This is a genomic window from Kitasatospora sp. CB02891 (assembly GCF_002803145.1).
Classification (GTDB): Bacteria; Actinomycetota; Actinomycetes; order Streptomycetales; family Streptomycetaceae; genus Kitasatospora; species Kitasatospora griseola.
Map to the genome: position 1 here is coordinate 241,099 of NZ_NNBO01000006.1, position 17,331 is coordinate 258,429.

Below are 17,331 nucleotides of genomic sequence, written 5' to 3' on the forward strand. Positions count from 1 at the left end.
TCCAGGCCCCGGGTTCCGCCTCGTTCCCGCCCATCGATGCCCACTCAGCGGGCGGGCGCGGGGCGGACCCCGGACAACACCGATCCTGCCGCTTCCCGCCCTGCCCGGACCAGACCAGACCCGCAGGAGGTGCCCGTGACCACGGCACTGACCACCTCGCCCGACGCCCCCGGCGCGGGCCACCCGGTCGGCGACTTCGCCGTCCGGCTCTCGCACGTGCACAAGACCTTCGGCCGACCCGGCACCGCCGCCCCGGTCCTCGACGACATCAGCCTGGACGTCGCCCCCGGCGAGTTCGTCACCCTGCTCGGCGCCTCCGGCTGCGGCAAGTCCACCCTGCTCAACCTGGTCGCCGGCCTCGACCGGCCCACCTCCGGCACCATCGAGGTGCCCGGCGGCCGCCCCGCCCTGATGTTCCAGGACCACGCCCTCTTCCCCTGGCTCACCGCCGGCAAGAACATCGAACTCGCCCTCCGACTGGCCGGCGTCGCCAAGGCCGACCGGCAGACCGAGGCCGAGCGCCTGCTCGAACTGGTCCGCCTCACCGGCTCCTACAAGAAGCGCGTCCACGAACTCTCCGGCGGCATGCGCCAGCGCGTCGCACTCGCCCGCTCGCTCGCCCAGGGCTCCCAGGTCCTGTTGATGGACGAGCCGTTCGCCGCCCTCGACGCCATCACCCGGGACGTCCTGCACGACGAGATCACCCGCATCTGGGCCGAGCGGCAACTCACGGTCCTGTTCGTCACCCACAACGTCCGCGAAGCCGTCTGCCTCGCCCAGCGCGTCGTCCTGCTCTCCTCCCGCCCCGGCCGGATCGCCCGCGAGTGGCACGTCGACCTGCCGCGGCCGCGCCGCATCGAGTCCGCCGGGGCCGCGAATCTGTCCATCGAGATCACCGAAGAACTGCGTGGGGAGATCCGCCGCCATGTCCAGCACTGAGACCCTGCCCACCGCGGCGGACGACTCCGCCGGCGTCGAAGCCGGCCTCGACGCACTCGAAACCGTCCAGGCCCAGCGCACCCCGCTCACCACCGTCCTGCGCCGCTCGGTCCTCCCGCCCGTCCTCGGTGTGGTCCTCGTCCTCGCCGTCTGGCAGCTCGCGTACACCCTCGAACTCACCACCCCCGACAAGCTCCCCAGCCCCGCCGACGTCTGGGACTCACTCACCGAACTCTGGTACGCCGGAACGCTGTTCTCCATCGTCTGGACCAGCGTCTGGCGCGGCCTGTCCGGCTTCCTGCTGTCCGTCGTGATCGGCACCCCCATCGGCCTGCTGGTCGCCCAGGTCAAGCCGGTCCGCGCCGCCCTCGGCCCGGTCCTCTCCGGCCTCCAGTCCCTCCCCTCGGTCGCCTGGGTCCCCGCCGCCGTCATCTGGCTCGGCATCAACAACTCGGCGATGTACGCGGTGATCCTCCTCGGCGCCGTCCCCTCGATCGCCAACGGCCTCATCGCCGGCGTCGACCAGGTGCCCCCGCTCTTCCTCCGGGCCGGCCAGACCCTCGGCGCCAGCGGGCTCCGCGGGGCGCGCCACATCCTGCTCCCCGCCGCCCTCCCCGGCTACCTCGCCGGCCTCAAGCAGGGCTGGGCGTTCTCCTGGCGCTCCCTGATGGCCGCCGAACTCATCGCGTCCTCCCCGGACTTGGGCCTCGGCCTGGGCCGCTACCTGGAGAACCAGCGCGAGTTCACCAACATGTCCGGCGTCCTCCTCGGCATCCTCCTCATCCTCACCGTCGGCGTCGCCATCGACCTGCTGTTCTTCTCCCCGCTGGAGCGCCGCGTCCTGCGCAGCCGCGGCCTCCTCGTCACCACCCGCTGAAACCGATGCCTCCCCGCACCGCACCCACCCACCAGGAGCGCAGCGCCCTGACGCGGTCCACACCCCGTCAGGAGCGCAGCGCCCTGGCACCTGCGGCCGCGGCGCCCCGCCAGGGGCGAAGCAACCCGACGCACAGCAGCCCCGCGCCCCGTCAGGGGCGCGGGGAACTGCGCGCAGCGGAAGACGACCTGCCGCAGCCGGGCACCGCGCCCACCCCCACCCACCGCTCGCGCCCCGCTGCCGCCGCACCGCTTCTCCTTCTCGCCCACGGCTCCCGCGACCCCCGGCACGCCGCCACCGTCGAGGCCCTCGCCGACGAGATCCGTGCGCTGCGCCCCGAACTCGCCGTGGCCACCGCCTACTTGGACCACTGCGCCCCTCGCATCGCCCAGGTCGCCCCCCGCCTCACCGACGCCATCGCGGTCCCGCTCCTCCTCAACCGCGCCTTCCACGCCAAGCACGACATCCCGGCCGCCCTCCGCGCCGCCGGCTCCGCCATCCCGGTCGCCGACGTCCTCGGGCCGTCCCCGCTGCTCCTCGACGCCCTCGACCGGCGCCTCGCCGAGACCGGGCTCGACGTCACCGACCCGGCCGTCCGCGCCCGCACCGGCGTCGTCCTGGCCGCCGCCGGCTCCTCCGACCCGGCCGCGAACGCCACCACCCGTGCGGTGGCGGCCACTTGGCGGCGCACCCGCGGCTGGGCCGCCGTCAAGGCCGCCTACGCCTCCGCCACCGCTCCCACCGTCGCGGACGCCCTCACCGCCCTCCGCACCGACCCGGCCGTCCGTGCCACCGCCGTCGCCCCGTACCTCCTCGCCCCGGGACTCCTCCCGGACCGGATCGCCACGGCAGCCACGGCCTCCGGCGCCGACCACCTCGCGCCCACCCTCGGCGCCGCGCCCGAACTCGCCCGGCTCGTCCTCGCCCGCCACGCCGAGGCGGCGATCGCGACCTCGGCGGCCCGCACCGCCTGACGGATCGGATCACCAGCGTCTGATCCAGCCTCAAACAGTGGCGAACCAGAGGTCGCTCGCCGAGAATCGATCGGCGTCCAGCGCGAGAGCCGCTCGGCCGTCACCCAACACCTCGCTCAGGACCGCGAATTCACAGCGCAGCAGCGGAGCCTCGAACGAGGGGACGGAAACGACCTCGATCCCCACCGGCGCCCAGCGCGATCCCTCCAGCGAAACGGCCAACGGAACCTTCGCGGAAATCATCAGGACCGGGACGCCCCGCACCAGGAGGCTCACCCAGTCCTCGCCGGCGTCACCGTCCCAGTCGATCTCCGCCGCCACCACCAGGGCCGCCGCACGGGCAGCGCTCATCGCCTTCTCGCCCGACCAGTGGGATCGGCTCCCCGCCCGGCCGACAGTCGATGTCACGTCGTACACGGTCGGCGTCACCCTCCCGGCCCCGGCCCTCAGGAGCCGAATGCCTGGAACGCGGCCGCCAGCTCGTCGGCCGCCGACGGCAGTGGCGTGGTGACGCCGACCCACGAGCCGTCGCGGAAGTGCAGGTCGAGGCGGCCGCGCTGGGTGACGCCCTTCGCGTTGCGGTGGGCGGCGGCGACCTCGTGGCGGGGGAGTTCGAACTGGAGGGCGTGCTGTTCGGTGAGCTGCCAGAGCTTGGCGCGGTCGGCGAGCAGGAACAGGCGGCGGTCGGTGAGGGCGAGCAGGGCGCCGCCGTTCGCGCCGTCCTCGTGGAGCCGGACGACGAGGCGGCCGGCGGTGGTGTGCCAGTCGCCGGCCATGCCCTTGCCGTGCCAGACGGAGTCCGGCACGGCGTCCATCATCCGGTCCTCGACGGCGCCGACGCCCGCCGACACCGGGTTGACCACCGCGTACGCGCGCCGCAGCAGGCTGAACGGCCCGGCCAGCTTCTGTTCCAGCTCGCCGGGCCGACGCGGCGTCAGCAACTCCTCCGGCGGGCGCGGGACGCCGGGCGCCAGCGAGACGGGCGCAGCGCCGAGCAGCCGCTCGTCGGCGGCGAGGAACGGGGCGGCGAACTGGCGGTCCCGGTCGAGCACGTGGGTTCTCCTTGAGGTGGTCGGCTCAGCCGAAGGCGTCCTCGAAGCGCCGGCGGCGTTCCTCGGGGCTGAGTTCGGGCGCCTGGGCGGGCTGGGCGATGCCGGTGCGCTGACGCAGGCCGGTGCTGGGGCCGTGGTTGCCGCTGATCCGGTCGTCGGCCTCGTCGGCGAGGATCCCGGCGCCGCTCTGGGTGATCTGCTGGAGCGCCTCGCCGGCCGGGTTCCCGGTCAGGCCGATGCCGTGCAGGCCGGCCTTGCCGACCGTCTTGACGGCGGTCTTGGCCAGGTACGCCTCGACGTCCAGCGGCTTGTTCCAGGTCCAGGGCTTCTTGGGGTTGAGGTGCGGGCGCTTGGAGACCGCCTTGAGGGCCTTCATCGCGTCGGCGATCTTCTTCAGCGCGCCGGCGAGCTTGCGCACCAGGTTGGCTATCCGGGCACTGGCGATGGCGCCCTCGGCCGCGGCCGCGGCGGCTTCGGCGGCCAGCGAGATGCCCGCGGTGATCACGCTGAAGGCGAGCGACGCGGCGAGCGTGATGATCGCCCACTCGATGAGCTCGCGGATGATCGTCTCGACCAGGTCCTGCGCCATCCGGGCCTCGGCGGCGGCTTCGGTGAGGAGTTCGGCGGTGCCCGCCATGTCCTCCGCCTCGTCCTCCAGCGCCTGCTCGTACTCGGCGAGTTCACGCTGGAACGCCTCGGACGCCGCGCCCTGCCACTCGCCCGCGAGGGCGGCCCGGTCGCGGCGCTGGTCGGCGATCACTTCGCGCAGCTGCTCGGCCTGCTTCTGCCACAGCTGGGCGGCGGCCTCCAGGCCCTCCGGGTCGCCGGTGACGAACTCCAGCGGCTCGGCGAGCGGCTCCACGAGGGGACGCATGATCTCGTCGATCACGCTGCCCAGCGGGGTCATCCAGTCGTTGATCTTCGTGTAGGCGTCGACGGCGCCCGCGATGGGGCCGCTCATCCGCCCAGCCCTCCGGCGATCGCCTGCATGGTCCGCCCGATGCCCTCGTCGGTGCGCTCGTACGCGCCGGCCATGCCGTCGGCGTACTCGGCGATCCGGTCCATGGTGTCGGCGGCGGCCCCGGCGTTGTCGATCGCCGCCTCGGAGCGCTCCACGTAGTCGCGGCCGGTCTCGTCGGACTCCGGGAGCTTCCCGAAGGCGGACGGCGACAGCTGGTGTCCGCCGAGTTCGGCGCGGATCGCCCGCAGCCGCTCGGCCCGTTCGGCACTGGTGCGGGCGAACCGGCGCAGCGCGTCCGGGTCGACCGTGAACTCCCCCGCCATGTCGGCGTACCTCTTCCCCGTTGTCAGGGTCCGCGACGCGGGCGACGGCATAGGCCACCCCATGCGAGGACCATGAATTGGCAAAGAAGCTAACACGGCGTCGCCCTCAAGAGGTAGCCCGCTGCGGTTTATTGACGCCCGGTCGGCCGCTCGGCCAGCCGTTCGCGCGCCCACGGGTCGACGCAGCGTGCCGCCGCCTCCCGACGGGCCGCCGGGAAGCGCTCGGCGAGCGGCCCGTCCGCGGCGTCCGCCCACCGCCACGCGCCCACCGCGCACACCTGCCGCAGCGCGTCGTCGGCCGCCACCGCCGCCACCAGCTCCTCCTGCAGCCTCCGCCGGCCGCCCGCCGTCAGCAGCACCTGCGCGAACCAGCGCGGCGAGGACGGGTCGTCGTCGGTCAGCAGCGCGGCCAGCACCAGCGGGTACGCGTGGTGCGCGGCCGCCCGGTCCGCCGTCAGCCGCCGGTACGCGGCCTGCCGCTTGTGACCGATCCGGTGGTACTGCGCATAGCCCGGGGCCCGCTCGGCGAGGCGCGCCACCCGGTCGTCCTGCGGCACCTCCGCCGGCACGTCGAGAGCCTCCAGCAGGGCGTCCAGCGCCGCCTCCTGCGCGTCCAGGCGCGCGTGCTGCTCCATCGACCGTCTCCTCGCGTTCCGCCCGGGCCTCCCGCGAACGACCACCCCGATACTTGCAGGCGCGGGAATTTGCACATCTCGACTAAGCTTGTACGAAGTGAAACCACTTGGAAGGGAGCGCGGCCGATGACCCGCCCGGATCCTGCCCTGGCGCACGGCTGGTGCGCCCTGACCGCTCTGCACGGTCGGATCGAGGCCCACCTCGAACGTGCCCTGCAGGCCGAACACGAGCTCAGCGTCCGTGAGTTCTCCGTCCTCGACGTCCTCAGCGAGCAGCACGACGGCGACGGCGGCCACTTCCGGATGAACCAGCTCGCGGACGCGGTCGTGCTCAGCCAGAGCGCCACCACCCGCCTGGTCACCCGGCTGGAGGACCGCGGCCTGCTCGCCCGCTACCTCTGCCCCACGGACCGGCGCGGCATCTACACCAACGTCACCCCGGCCGGCCTCGACCTGCTCGCCAAGGCCCGACCCACAAACGACGAGGCCCTCGCCGAGGCCCTCACCACCGCAGAACAGCGCCCGGAGCTGGCCCCGCTGGTCGCCACCGTCCGCGCGACGCAGCCGACGCGCTGACAGAGCGCGAAAACCGGGGGCGCGTGGGGTACCTCCCAGCTCGGGAGGTACCCCACGCGCCCCCGGTTTTCGCGCCCGACTAGTCGGCCTGGCGCCGCTGCCGCCCCGTCCCGTAGTTGGAGCCGCTCTTCGTCCCGGAGCCCGGCTTCGCCCGCCCCGACGACTTGCCGATGAAGCCCGCCGCCATCTGCGAACTCCCGCCGCCCGGGCGCTGCTTGGGCCGGGGGCGGCGCGGGTTGCCGCTCATGTCGACGTCCTTGGGCAGCCCGCCGGAACGCTTCGCCGGGCGTCGTCGCGCCTCGCCGTCCGCCGGCTTCGCCCCGCCGCGCCCGCGGCCGCGGTTCTCGGTCTGCTCGGGCGCGGCCGCGACGATCGCCGTCGCCGGAACCGGGAGCATGACCGCCACGCCGGACGGCGTCCGCGCGCCGGTGATGCGCTTCAGCTCGCCGTCCTCGGGGCGGACCTTGGTGATGGTGGGCCGGATGCCGGCGATGCTCATCAGGCGGTTGACCTCGCGGCGCTGCTCGGGCAGCACCAGGGTGACCACGGTGCCGGACTCGCCGGCCCGCGCGGTGCGGCCGCCGCGGTGCAGGTAGTCCTTGTGGTCGATCGGCGGGTCGACGTTGACGACCAGGTCGAGGCCGTCGATGTGGATGCCGCGGGCGGCGACGTTGGTGGCGATCAGCGCGGTGACCTGGCCGTCGCGGAACTGGTCGAGGACCCGGTTGCGCTGCGGCTGCGACTTGCCGCCGTGCAGTGCGGCGGCGACCACGCCGTGGGCGCGCAGCTGCTTGGCGAGCCGGTCCGCGCCGTGCTTGGTGTGCACGAACATGATCACTCGGCCCTCGCGGGCGGCGATCCGGGCGGTGGTCTCGGCCTTGTCGGCGGGGTCGAGCTGGAGCAGGTGGTGGTCCATGGTGGTGACCGCACCGGCCGACGGGTCCACCGAATGGGTGACCGGGTCGCTGAGGAAGCGGTTGACCAGGCGGTCCACGTTGCGGTCCAGGGTGGCGGAGAACAGCATCCGCTGCCCGCCCTCGGCGACCTGCTCCAGCAGCTTGACGACCTGCGGCAGGAAGCCCATGTCGGCCATCTGGTCGGCCTCGTCGAGGACGGTGATCGCCACGTCGTCGAGCCGCACGTCGCCGCGCTGGATCAGGTCGTCCAGCCGGCCGGGGGTGGCCACCAGCACCTCGGTGCCGCGGCGGACCTGGTTGGACTGGCGGGTGATCGACATGCCGCCGACCACGGTGGTGATCCGCAGGCCGAGCACCCCGGCGTAGGGGGCGAGCGCCTCGGTGACCTGCTGGGCGAGCTCGCGGGTGGGCACCAGCACCAGGCCCAGCGGGTGGCGGGCGGTCGCCCGCTTGCCAGCGGTGCGGACCAGCAGCGGCAGGCCGAACGCCAGGGTCTTGCCGGAGCCGGTGCGGCCGCGGCCGAGGACGTCGCGTCCGGCCAGCGCGTCCGGCAGGGTGGCGGCCTGGATCGGGAACGGCTCGGTGACGCCCTGCGCGCCCAGTTCCTTCAGCAGTCCGGCGGAGAGGTTCAGCTCGGCGAAGCTCGCGGCCGGCGGACGCGACGGGGTGCCCTGCACGGGCGTGAAGTCTTCGGCGGGCGCGGCCACCGGGGCGGCGCCCCGACGCGGCCGGCGCGGGCGCTCGGTACGGGCCTGCTCGCCGCCACGGGGCGAACCGCCGGTGCGCGGCGCGCCGACGCGGCCCTCGCCGCGGGCGGCGCCGGTGCGCGGCTTCCCGCTGCGGGTGCGCGGCTTGTCACCACGCGGAGCGGACTGCGGGCCGGACTGCGGACGGGACTGCTCGGGCATGCGTGTTCCTCTTCCTGGAGGGCCGTCGGCCGACGCGCGGGACGCGCGGCGGCGGGATGTCGGCCGACGAGGAGGAGGAGGGCCGCCCCGGCCGTCGGGCGGCATGGACGAGGGCCCGTACCTGAGGAGGTACGGGCCCTCGCCTGCGACAACTGAGTCGGCGTAGGCCGGGACTCAGATGGTGCGGATGTTCTCCGCCTGCGGGCCCTTCTGGCCCTGGGTCACGTCGAACTCGACCTTCTGGCCCTCGACGAGCTCACGGAAGCCCTGGGACTGGATGTTCGAGTAGTGAGCGAAGACGTCAGCGCCGCCGCCGTCCTGCTCGATGAAGCCGTAGCCCTTTTCGCTGTTGAACCACTTCACGGTGCCGGTAGCCATAACCGTCTCCACTTTCACTGGGGCGTTGGGACACACACCTCGTGCGCCCCACGTAGCCGCGATCCCCATCCGGAGACTAAACACCGGACAAAACAAATGCGCCTGTCGGTTGGAACCAGCAGGCGCACACACACGTTCATGGGAACCAATACTGCAACTGCTTCGACAATAGCACGGCCACCCTCGTCAACGGCGGGAAAAGTTCCGCTGGTCACACCGTGTTTCGCCGCGACGCCGAAGGGGCATGCGGTCCGGCCGGACCGCATGCCCCTCTCACCCGGTGCTGCCCGCGGCTACCCGCGGGCAGCCGCTCAGGCCCTGCCGACGGGCTGCGGCTCGTACTCGCCGACGGGCTCGCGACCGGGCTCGGGCATCGCGCCGTGACCGGGCCACCAGGCCTTCTTGCCGAGCAGCGCGGTGATCGCCGGGGTGAAGAACATCGCCATCACGAAGGCCGCCAGCACGATGCCGATGGCCAGCGCGAAGCCCAGCTCGGCGAAGAGCACGTTGCCGGCCAGCATGAAGGTCGCGAAGGACGCCGCCAGGATGAAGCCGGCCGCGGCGACGGTCGGACCGGCGTGCCGGACCGCCTCGCTGGCCGCCTCGCGGGGGCTGCGGCCCTCGCGGGCCTCCTCGCGGAGCCGGGCGATGATCAGGATGTTGTAGTCGGTGCCGATCGCCACCACGAACAGGTAGATGAAGATCGGCAGCATGAACATCAGGCCGGACTCGGAGCCGAGCTTGAGGAAGGCCACCGTGGTGGCGCCCAGCGTGGCCGCGAAGCCGAGGCCGACCGAGGCCATCAGGTACCAGGGCGCGACCACGCTGCGCAGCTGGAGGCCCAGGATCAGCAGGATCAGCACGCCCGCCACCGGGAAGACCAGCTTGTAGTCGTGCGCCATCGCCAGGTTGATGTCCTTGTACACCGACGAGGTGCCGCTGACCAGCGCCTCGGAGCCGGCGGGGGCGGCCGCGTGGGCGGCCGTGCGCACCTCGGTGACGGTGTCGATCGCCGCGTTGCTGGCCGCGGAGTCCTTGAGCATCACGACGAAGTCGGCGGTGGTGCCGTCCTCGCTGAGCTTGGGCTCGGGCTGGACGGTGGCGACGCCGGGGACCTGGCCCAGCTTGGCGCCGAAGCCGCCCAGGGCGTTCGGGTCGAGCTTGCCGCCGCCCTTGGTGCCGGTGGTCAGGAAGACGTGCGTGGGGTCGGCCGCACCGGCCGAGAAGCCCTTGCCGATGGCGTCCATGACGACCATGGACTCCTTGTCCTTCGGCATCATGCTCTTCGCCATGTCGAAGGTGCCCTGGTAGCCGAGGCCGGCCAGCGACAGGACCACCAGCAGGCCGCCGGAGACCAGCGCGATCAGACCGGGGCGACGGCCGACCGCGCGGCCGAGCTTGTGGAAGCGGGCGCCCTCCGGCTCCTGCATCCACTTGCGGCCGGGCCAGAAGGTGGCCTTGGCGGGGATGACGGCGAGCAGCGCCGGGGTCAGGGTGAGCGAGGCGAGCGCGGTGACGACGACGGAGATCGCCAGCGCCGGGCCGAGCGCGGTGAACATGCCGAGCTCGGAGAGCAGCAGCACCGCGAAGGCGACGGTGACCGCGCCGGCCGCCGAGGCGATCGCCTCGCCGACCCGGCCGACGCCGTTGGCCACGGCGGCCTTGCGGTCGTCGCCGGCCCGCAGGCGCTCGCGGTAGCGGAACATCAGGAACAGGAAGTAGTCGGTGCCGACGCCGAGGATCACCACGATGTCGATCGCGGAGGCGATCGGCGAGGACTTCAGGTCGAACAGCTTGGTGACGAAGGCGATCAGGCCGGAGGCCGCGATCATCGGGAACATCGACAGCAGCACCGGCAGCCAGCCGACCAGGATGCCGCGGAAGATCACGCCGACGATGACCACGATCAGGACCACGGTGGCGACCATGGTGATCGCGTCGGTGGCGCTGGAGGACTCCTTCTGGTCCAGCCCCATCGCGGCCTGGCCGCCGACCTGGTACTTCAGCGCGGTGCCCTTGGCGAGTTCCTTGCCCTGGTCGCGCACGTCCTTGGCGGCCGTCAGGTACTCGTCGGTCTGCATCTTGGTCTTGTCGATGGAGACCATGCCCATCGCGTAGTGACCGTCCTGCGAGATCGTCCGCCCCTCCATCGGGGGGATGACCTGCTCGACCAGCGGGATGTGCTTGTCGGTGAGGCCCTTGGTGATCTTGGCGATGTCGGCCTTGTCGGCGTCGGTGAGCGCGCCGCCGTCCGTGCGCTCGAACATCAGGATCGCGCTGGGGGTGAACTCGGCCGGGAACTTGTCCTGCTGGACCACGGCGGCCCGGATGGACTCGTAGTGCTTCGGCAGGAACTCTGACTCGTCGGTCGAGGCGCTCATCTTCGGAGCGAGGGAGATCAAGGCCATGGAGCCGATGACCCACGCGATGATCACCCACCAGGCCCGCTTGACGACGAAGTGTCCAAGTCGGTGGAACATGCTGGAAATGCCTCCCCTGGGCATGGTTCACCGCAGCCGGGGGACGGGGTACCGGGCAACGGCAGGACCGGCACGCGAAACCCTCGGCAGGGCCTAGCCGGTCGGCAGGTAAGTATGAGTGAGCACATCTTACGGGACCTTGCTTGCCGCCCGGCAAGTGGGTTTCGTCTGTGCCCCCCAGGGCGGCCACGGAGCCGGCCCTGATCCATCGTCACCCGGCCGGGGCCCTTCCCACCTCGTGCCCGGGGTGGAGATCGCTCCCCCTCAGGGTGGACGTCCGGCTGCCCTCAAGGAGGAGAACCCGAGCCCGGGGGTAGGGCTAACCCCCTATTCACCCCTGAGGAAAGGACCAGGGAAAAGTCGGTGACTAGCCGGATGGTTCCTCAGATCCCCAGCTCATAGCGTCTGTTGTGCCGCCGGATGCAGCCCGGCGGCCCATCGACCCGGGCGGCCCGCACCCGTCCGACACCCCTGGGGGAACACCTACCGTGAAGCATGGAATCGCCGCCACGATGGGCGCCTGGAGCGCCCGCCACAGAAAGACCGCGGTCTTCGGGTGGCTGCTCTTCGTCGTCCTCGCCGCCTACCTCGGCGGCGTGCACGGCGCCACCAAGGTCACCGACGCCGAGCAGATGCCGGGCCAGGTCGCGCAGGCCGCCAAGATCCTGGACGACGCGGGCATCAAGTCGCCGGCCGGCGAGACCGTCCTGGTGCAGAGCCGCACGCTGACGGCCGACGACCCGTCGTTCAAGGCCGTCGTCGAGCAGGTCGGCGCCGCCGTCCGGGCCACCGGCAAGGCCGGCGAGCTGCACAGCCCGTACGAGACGGGCGCGGTCTCCGGCGACAAGCACTCGGCGCTGATCCAGTTCACGGTCAAGGGGGAGGACCGCGAGACGGCCGTGGCCAACGTGCCCGCGGTGATGGACGCGGTGACGGCCGTGCGGAAGCAGCACCCCGAGCTGCTGGTCGAGGAGTTCGGCGAGGCCAGCGCCGGCAAGTGGTTCAACGAGCAGTTCAGCGACGACTTCGCCCGCGCCGAGTGGACGGCCGTGCCGCTCGCCCTCGGCATCCTGCTGGTCGCCTTCGGCGCGCTGGTGGCCGCGGTCCTCCCGGTGGTGCTGGCGCTCACCGCCTTCGTCGCCGCCTCCGGCCTGGTCGCGCTCTCCTCCGGCCTGCTGCACACCAGCAACGACGCCTCCTCGGTGATGCTGCTGGTCGGCCTCGCCGTCGGCGTCGACTACTGCCTGTTCTACCTGCGCCGCGAGCGCGAGGAGCGCGCCGCCGGGCACGACGCCGAGACGGCGCTGCGGATCGCCGCCGCCACCAGCGGCCGCGCCGTGCTGGTCTCCGGCATCACGGTCGTGGTCGCGATGGCCGGCATGTTCCTCACCGGCATCGCCACCTTCAAGGCGATGTCCTTCGCCACCATCCTGGTCGTGATCACCGCCGTGCTCGGCTCGCTGACGGTGCTGCCCGCCCTGCTGTCGCTGCTCGGAGACCGGGTGGAGAAGGGCCGGATCCCGTTCCTGCACCGCCTGCGCCGCGGCGCCAACGAGGGCAGCCGGTTCTGGAACGCGGTGCTCACCCCGGTGCTGCGCCACCCGCTGGCCGCCGCCGGCCTGGCCACCGCCGCCCTGCTGGCGATCGCCGCGCCGATGCTCACCATGCACACCGCCAACCTGACGTTCCAGCAGCAACTGCCCAAGGACAACACCCTGGTGGCCATCTCGCAGCGGATCCAGGACGCCTTCCCCGGCAGCCCCTCCCCCGCCACCGTGGTGGTCAGGGCGAAGGACATCTCCTCGCCCGAGATGACGCAGGCGCTCGCCGATCTCCAGTCCAAGGCCCTCGCCACCGGCCGGATGCACGGCCCCACCAGCCTGACGGTGCACGCCGCGCAGAACGTCGCCACGGTCGACATCCCGCTCTACGGCACCGGCAACGACACCACCTCCGCCGAGGCGCTGAAGGTGCTGCGCGAGCAGGTCGTGCCCGCCACGGTCGGGAGGATCGCCGGCGCCGAGGCCCCGGTCACCGGCAGCACCGCCGGCTCGGTCGACTTCAACAAGCAGATGTCCGGCTCGATGCTCCCGGTCTTCGGGTTCGTGGTCGCCTTCGCCTTCCTGCTGATGCTCTCCTCGTTCCGCTCGCTGTCCATCGCCGTCACCGCCGTGCTGCTCAACCTGCTCTCGGTCGGCGCCGCCTACGGCGTGCTGACGCTGGTCTTCCAGCACGGCATCGGCGCCTCGCTGATCGGCACCGACGGCGTCGGCGCGGTGGAGAGCTGGATCCCGCTGTTCCTGTTCGTGATCCTGTTCGGCCTGTCGATGGACTACCACGTCTTCGTGGTCTCCCGGATCAAGGAGGCGTACGACCGCGGCCTGCCCACCGGCGCGGCCGTCGCCCACGGCATCCGCACCACCGCCGGCGTGGTCACCAGCGCCGCTGTGATCATGGTCGGAGTGTTCGCGGTCTTCGGGACGCTCTCCATGCAGGTGATGAAGCAGATGGGCGTCGGCCTCGCCGTCGCCGTCCTGATCGACGCCACGGTGATCCGCGCCGTCCTGCTCCCCGCCGTGATGTCCCTGCTCGGCGACCGGAACTGGTACCTGCCGCGCTGGCTGCACTGGCTGCCCCGGCTGGAGGGCGAGGCGCCCGCCGCCGCCCCGGCCGGCACCGGCGCCCACCGCGGCCGCGACGAGCACGAGCTGGTCGGCTGACCCCACCCCTCCCTCCGGGAACGCCCCCGGTTCGCCGACAATGAGCAGGTGATCTTCGACGAATCGGGGGCCCGGGCCCTCCTGCAGCAGGCGTGCGCCCCGGCCGGCATCGACCCGGCCGGGGCCGCGCTCATCTCGCTCGGCCAGAACGCCGTCTTCGACCTGCCGGAGCTCGGCCTGGTCGCCAAGGTCGGCCGCACCCCCGGCTCGGCCGACCGCGCCGCCCGCGAACTCGCGCTGGCCGGTTGGCTGGACGGCGCGGGCGTGCCGGTGGTCCGCCCGGCCGACCCCGTCGTGCACCTCGCCCAGGAGCACCCCGTCACGCTGTGGCACCGGCTGGAGCCCGCCGTCCGCCCGGCCCGCCCCGCCGACCTCGCCCCGCTGCTGCGCGCCCTGCACGCCCTGCCCGCGGAGCCCGCGCCGCCGGCGCCGCTCGGTCGGCGCGACCTGCTCGCCCCGGTGGACAGCTGGCTGGTGACCGCGGATGGTCACATCGATCCGGCGGACGCCGCCTTCCTCCGTGACCGGAAAGAGACCTTTGTCACCGCTATTTCCGAATTGACCCCTTACCTCCCGCTCGGCCCGATCCACGGCGACGCCCTGCCCCGCAACGTGCACATCACCCCCGCCGGCCCGGTGCTGCTCGACCTGGAGTACATGGCCTCGGACCTGCGCGAGCACGACCTGGTGGTGCTGGCGCTCAGTCAGGACCGGTACGGCGTACCGGCCGAGGAGGTCGCGGCGTTCAACACGGCCTACGGCTGGGACGTCCGGGAGTGGCCGGGATTCGCGGTGCTGCGCGGCGCGCGGGAGACCGCGAGCGCCGCCTGGGTGGCCCAGCAGACGGCCGGAAACCCGTCCGCCCGGGCCGAGTTCCGTCGCCGCGTCGACTCGCTGCGTGACGGCGAGGCGGCAGTACGCTGGTTCGCGTTCTGACCGCTCCGTTCGGTGCCCGCCCTGTGGCGCAGCGCACACCCGGACGGAACCACCTCGTTCGTGCCCGGCGTCGTATCCCACCAGACGCCCCGCCGCATCGGCGGCCGCGGTACGACGTCAGGAGTCGTTCCATGGTGAAGTCCCGCATATCCGCCCGTCGTCGTCCTCTTCTCCTCGGCGTGTCCGCCGCACTGCTCGCCCCGGCCCTGCTGGCGGCGTGCGGTGCGCACGGCTCCCCCCTCGCGGCGGGGGACGCCGCGCAGCCCTCGGCGACGCCGAGCGCGAGCACGAGCACGACGCCGAGCGGGAGCGGGAGCTCCTCGATCGCGGCCCGGCCGACCCCGAGCGGGGTCTCCTCGTCCCCGTTCGGCTCGCCGAGCCGGCAGACTCCGAGCGGCGCCGGGTCGACAGCGGCGACCACCCCGCCGTCCGCGCCGGCGACCGGCGCCACCACCCCGTCCGCACCGGGCTCCGGCCCCTCGACGCCGGCCGGCGGGCAGCACACCCCCGCCCCGGCGACGCACGTGCTGGCGCACACCGCCTCGGGCGGCAGGACCGTGGCGCTGACCTTCGACGACGGTCCGGGCCCGGCCACCGGCCAGGTGCTGGACCTGCTGGCGAAGTACGACGCGAAGGCGACGTTCTGCGAGATCGGCGACAACGCGAAGGCGAACCCGGCGGCGGTCAAGCGGATCGTCGCCGAGGGCCACCGCCTGTGCGACCACACCGTCGACCACCCGCAGCCGATGCACACCCAGTCGCACCAGCAGCAGGTGGCGGAGATCGCCGACGCCAAGACGCAGATCGAGAACGCCGCCGGCGGCAACGCGCAGATCACCTGGTGGCGCGCCCCGGGCGGCGACTTCACGGCCGAGAACGAGAAGATCGGCGCCGACCAGGGCATGAAGTCCCTCGGCTGGTCGGTCGACCCGCGCGACTGGTCCCGCCCGGGCGTGCAGTCGATCGTCAACACCGTGGAGCAGAACCTCCGCCCGGGCAGCGTGGTGCTGATGCACGACGGCGGCGGCGACCGCAGCCAGACCGTGGCGGCGCTGAAGCAGCTGCTGCCGTGGATGGTGGCGCAGGGCTACACTTTCGACTTCCCGCAGTCCTGACCGGCCGTTCGGCCGTGGCGTCCTGACGGCCTGTCGGGACGCCGCCGAGGTCGCGCGGGCCACCGTCCGCCGACCGACCCGGGAGCAGCGTGCCGAAGTTCGTGCACCGCGTCACCAAGTACGACCCCGCCAACCGCGACGAGCGCGGCCACTACCTGGCCGACGACGACGTCGACAGCGACCGGGGGCCGATCGAGGCGGCCTACCTGCAGGCCGTGGTCGCGTTCGCCGAGGAGTGCGGCGTCGACCGGCTGTCCGTCCGCGATCCGAGCGCGTTCCTGCTCGAACCCGACGAGGACGGGATGCGCCTGGAGGACCTGCTCCCGAGCCTGTGGGACTTCCACGACGGCGCGGAGGTCCCGCTGGAGGTCGCGCTGGAGCTGGTGCGGATGATGCTCCGCGGCGACGAGGGCTGGTGCCTGCTGGAGGCCGGCGACGCGTTCTTCGTGCACATCGGCTACGACCAGTACATGTACATCGGCACCGACCGGCCGTGCGAGCGCGCCGCGGCCCGCGCCCGCCGGCTCGGCCTGTTCCCGGAGCCGATACCGGAGTCGCCCTACTCCGAGGAGCCCGAGGAGCCGGACGGCCCGCAGCGGCCCGCCGACGAGGAGTTCTGGGCGCGGGTGCACTGGTTGGTCGCCTCGGGGCAGGCCGGTGTCCTGGAGGAGTCGCCCATCCAGAACGTCTCCCGTTGGCACCGCCTGACACCCGACACCGTCGACGCGGTGCGCGCGGGGCTCGCACCGCGCGCGATGCTGACCGTCTGGCCGCCGCTGTCCACCGACGTGGCGGCCGTGCTGGCCTCGGTCCCCGAGGACGGCCAGGTGGAGTTCGTCCGCGCGGACGCTGCGGGCACGATCACCGGCGTCCGGGTGAACGGGGAGCAGCGCGAGGAGTTGGCGGCCCTGGCGGCGGGCGCACGGGCCGCCGCCGCGCTGCCGACCACGGTCGACGAGCACCGGCCGCTGTCCGCCGCGGTGCTGCCCGACCCGGACGGCGTCCTGCGGGCCCGTTGGCGCACCACCTGGTCGCCGTGCGACCGGACTTGGGCGTTCCTGAACGCGCTGCGCCCGGGGCAGGCCGTCACCGGCACGGTCACCGGGATCGCCGGCACCGTCACCTTCGTGGACGTCGACGGCTTCACCGCCCGGATCCGACAGCCGGAGCTGTCCTGGCGGTGGATCGGCGACCCGTCGGCCGTCGTCGCGGTGGGCCGGCAGGTCACGGCCGCGGTGCTCGGCGCCGACCTGGTGCGCGAGGAGCTGTATCTGTCGCTGAAGGCCCTTCAGGACGATCCGCTCACGCAACTGGCCGATCGCGTCGGAGAGTTGGTGGACGGCGTGGTGACGAAGGCAGTGCCGTTCGGTGTCTTCGTCCGGATCGAGGACCGGCCGGACGGTCTCGAAGGGCTGGTCCCCACGGCCGAGTCGGCCGGGGAGGCCGTTCAGGTCGGCGACCCGCTGGCCGTGAGGATCACCGAGGTCGACCTGGCCCGGCGGCGGTTCCTGTTGTCCCGCCGCCGGGCGCTCGACTGATC

Annotated in this window: 16 protein-coding genes; 8 read left to right on the plus strand and 8 right to left on the minus strand. The window is 72.9% G+C overall.

The features are described from left to right. Positions 1-135 precede the first annotated feature (135 nt). From CG736_RS16200 to CG736_RS16210, 3 genes are all read left to right on the plus strand, one after another. A complete protein-coding gene (locus CG736_RS16200) occupies positions 136-939 on the plus strand; it encodes an ABC transporter ATP-binding protein (protein ID WP_043913313.1) in 804 nt (267 codons plus the stop codon). Beyond that, entirely contained in the window at positions 926-1,816 is an 891-nt protein-coding gene (locus CG736_RS16205; RefSeq protein WP_100586923.1) for an ABC transporter permease, read from the plus strand. The genes CG736_RS16200 and CG736_RS16205 overlap by 14 nt, the downstream gene beginning before the upstream one ends. 188 nt (positions 1,817-2,004) lie before the next feature. After that, positions 2,005-2,790, plus strand: coding sequence for a sirohydrochlorin chelatase (locus tag CG736_RS16210; RefSeq protein WP_100587069.1), 786 nt, complete (start codon positions 2,005-2,007; stop codon positions 2,788-2,790). 30 nt (positions 2,791-2,820) lie between these two features. Here CG736_RS16210 and CG736_RS16215 read toward each other — a convergent pair whose 3' ends face one another. The 5 genes from CG736_RS16215 to CG736_RS16235 all read right to left on the minus strand — a co-directional run bounded on the left by CG736_RS16215 (position 2,821) and on the right by CG736_RS16235 (position 5,761). Beyond that, positions 2,821-3,207 (minus strand): hypothetical protein, encoded by a 387-nt coding sequence (locus CG736_RS16215; protein WP_100586924.1) that lies wholly within the window; start codon positions 3,205-3,207, stop codon positions 2,821-2,823. A gap of 29 nt (positions 3,208-3,236) precedes the next feature. Continuing rightward, positions 3,237-3,842, minus strand: a complete 606-nt coding sequence (locus CG736_RS16220; RefSeq protein WP_100586925.1) for a hypothetical protein — start codon at positions 3,840-3,842, stop codon at positions 3,237-3,239. A 25-nt stretch (positions 3,843-3,867) separates the two neighbouring features. Beyond that, entirely contained in the window at positions 3,868-4,803 is a 936-nt protein-coding gene (locus tag CG736_RS16225; RefSeq protein ID WP_100586926.1) for a WXG100 family type VII secretion target, read from the minus strand. Then, positions 4,800-5,126 carry a type VII secretion target gene (locus tag CG736_RS16230; protein WP_043913321.1) on the minus strand — a complete coding sequence of 109 codons (327 nt, stop codon included), beginning with the start codon at positions 5,124-5,126 and terminating at the stop codon, positions 4,800-4,802. Before CG736_RS16230 ends, CG736_RS16225 begins: the two co-directional genes overlap by 4 nt. Before the next feature lie 128 nt (positions 5,127-5,254). Further along, positions 5,255-5,761 carry a hypothetical protein gene (locus CG736_RS16235; RefSeq protein WP_100586927.1) on the minus strand — a complete coding sequence of 169 codons (507 nt, stop codon included), beginning with the start codon at positions 5,759-5,761 and terminating at the stop codon, positions 5,255-5,257. A 126-nt stretch (positions 5,762-5,887) separates the two neighbouring features. Here CG736_RS16235 and CG736_RS16240 point away from each other — a divergent pair, with 126 nt between their 5' ends. Beyond that, positions 5,888-6,337, plus strand: a complete 450-nt coding sequence (locus CG736_RS16240) for a MarR family winged helix-turn-helix transcriptional regulator (RefSeq protein ID WP_100586928.1) — start codon at positions 5,888-5,890, stop codon at positions 6,335-6,337. 79 nt (positions 6,338-6,416) lie between these two features. Here CG736_RS16240 and CG736_RS16245 read toward each other — a convergent pair whose 3' ends face one another. The 3 genes from CG736_RS16245 to CG736_RS16255 form a co-directional block, all read right to left on the minus strand. Continuing rightward, positions 6,417-8,162: a DEAD/DEAH box helicase gene (locus CG736_RS16245; RefSeq protein ID WP_232734026.1), complete on the minus strand. Its 1,746-nt coding sequence runs from the start codon at positions 8,160-8,162 to the stop codon at positions 6,417-6,419. Positions 8,163-8,336: 174 nt separating this feature from the next. Further along, positions 8,337-8,540 carry a cold-shock protein gene (locus CG736_RS16250; protein ID WP_043913331.1) on the minus strand — a complete coding sequence of 68 codons (204 nt, stop codon included), beginning with the start codon at positions 8,538-8,540 and terminating at the stop codon, positions 8,337-8,339. 311 nt (positions 8,541-8,851) lie between these two features. Beyond that, a complete protein-coding gene (locus CG736_RS16255; RefSeq protein ID WP_100586929.1) occupies positions 8,852-11,020 on the minus strand; it encodes an MMPL family transporter in 2,169 nt (722 codons plus the stop codon). 512 nt (positions 11,021-11,532) lie between these two features. On the opposite strand from CG736_RS16255, the gene CG736_RS16260 reads away from it, so the two are divergent. The 4 genes from CG736_RS16260 (at position 11,533) to CG736_RS16275 (ending at position 17,329) form a co-directional block, all read left to right on the plus strand. Continuing rightward, on the plus strand, positions 11,533-13,740 hold the full coding sequence (locus CG736_RS16260) for an MMPL family transporter (protein ID WP_100586930.1): 2,208 nt from the start codon (positions 11,533-11,535) through the stop codon (positions 13,738-13,740). A gap of 48 nt (positions 13,741-13,788) precedes the next feature. After that, positions 13,789-14,676 (plus strand): phosphotransferase enzyme family protein, encoded by an 888-nt coding sequence (locus CG736_RS16265; protein WP_100586931.1) that lies wholly within the window; start codon positions 13,789-13,791, stop codon positions 14,674-14,676. Positions 14,677-14,807: 131 nt separating this feature from the next. Next, a complete protein-coding gene (locus CG736_RS16270) occupies positions 14,808-15,791 on the plus strand; it encodes a polysaccharide deacetylase family protein (RefSeq protein ID WP_100586932.1) in 984 nt (327 codons plus the stop codon). A gap of 89 nt (positions 15,792-15,880) precedes the next feature. Then, positions 15,881-17,329 carry a S1 RNA-binding domain-containing protein gene (locus CG736_RS16275; RefSeq protein ID WP_100586933.1) on the plus strand — a complete coding sequence of 483 codons (1,449 nt, stop codon included), beginning with the start codon at positions 15,881-15,883 and terminating at the stop codon, positions 17,327-17,329. The last annotated feature ends 2 nt before the right edge of the window (positions 17,330-17,331 follow it).

Excerpts from the sequence above, each read along its gene's own strand:
- CG736_RS16270 (WP_100586932.1), top strand. The coding sequence starts at position 14,808 with ATGGTGAAGTCCCGCATATCCGCCCGTCGTCGTCCTCTTCTCCTCGGC.
- CG736_RS16235 (WP_100586927.1), bottom strand. The coding sequence starts at position 5,761 with ATGGAGCAGCACGCGCGCCTGGACGCGCAGGAGGCGGCGCTGGACGCC.
- CG736_RS16255 (WP_100586929.1), bottom strand. The coding sequence starts at position 11,020 with ATGTTCCACCGACTTGGACACTTCGTCGTCAAGCGGGCCTGGTGGGTG.
- CG736_RS16230 (WP_043913321.1), bottom strand. The coding sequence starts at position 5,126 with ATGGCGGGGGAGTTCACGGTCGACCCGGACGCGCTGCGCCGGTTCGCC.
- CG736_RS16240 (WP_100586928.1), top strand. The coding sequence starts at position 5,888 with ATGACCCGCCCGGATCCTGCCCTGGCGCACGGCTGGTGCGCCCTGACC.
- CG736_RS16250 (WP_043913331.1), bottom strand. The coding sequence starts at position 8,540 with ATGGCTACCGGCACCGTGAAGTGGTTCAACAGCGAAAAGGGCTACGGC.
- CG736_RS16260 (WP_100586930.1), top strand. The coding sequence starts at position 11,533 with ATGGGCGCCTGGAGCGCCCGCCACAGAAAGACCGCGGTCTTCGGGTGG.
- CG736_RS16225 (WP_100586926.1), bottom strand. The coding sequence starts at position 4,803 with ATGAGCGGCCCCATCGCGGGCGCCGTCGACGCCTACACGAAGATCAAC.
- CG736_RS16205 (WP_100586923.1), top strand. The coding sequence starts at position 926 with ATGTCCAGCACTGAGACCCTGCCCACCGCGGCGGACGACTCCGCCGGC.
- CG736_RS16245 (WP_232734026.1), bottom strand. The coding sequence starts at position 8,162 with ATGCCCGAGCAGTCCCGTCCGCAGTCCGGCCCGCAGTCCGCTCCGCGT.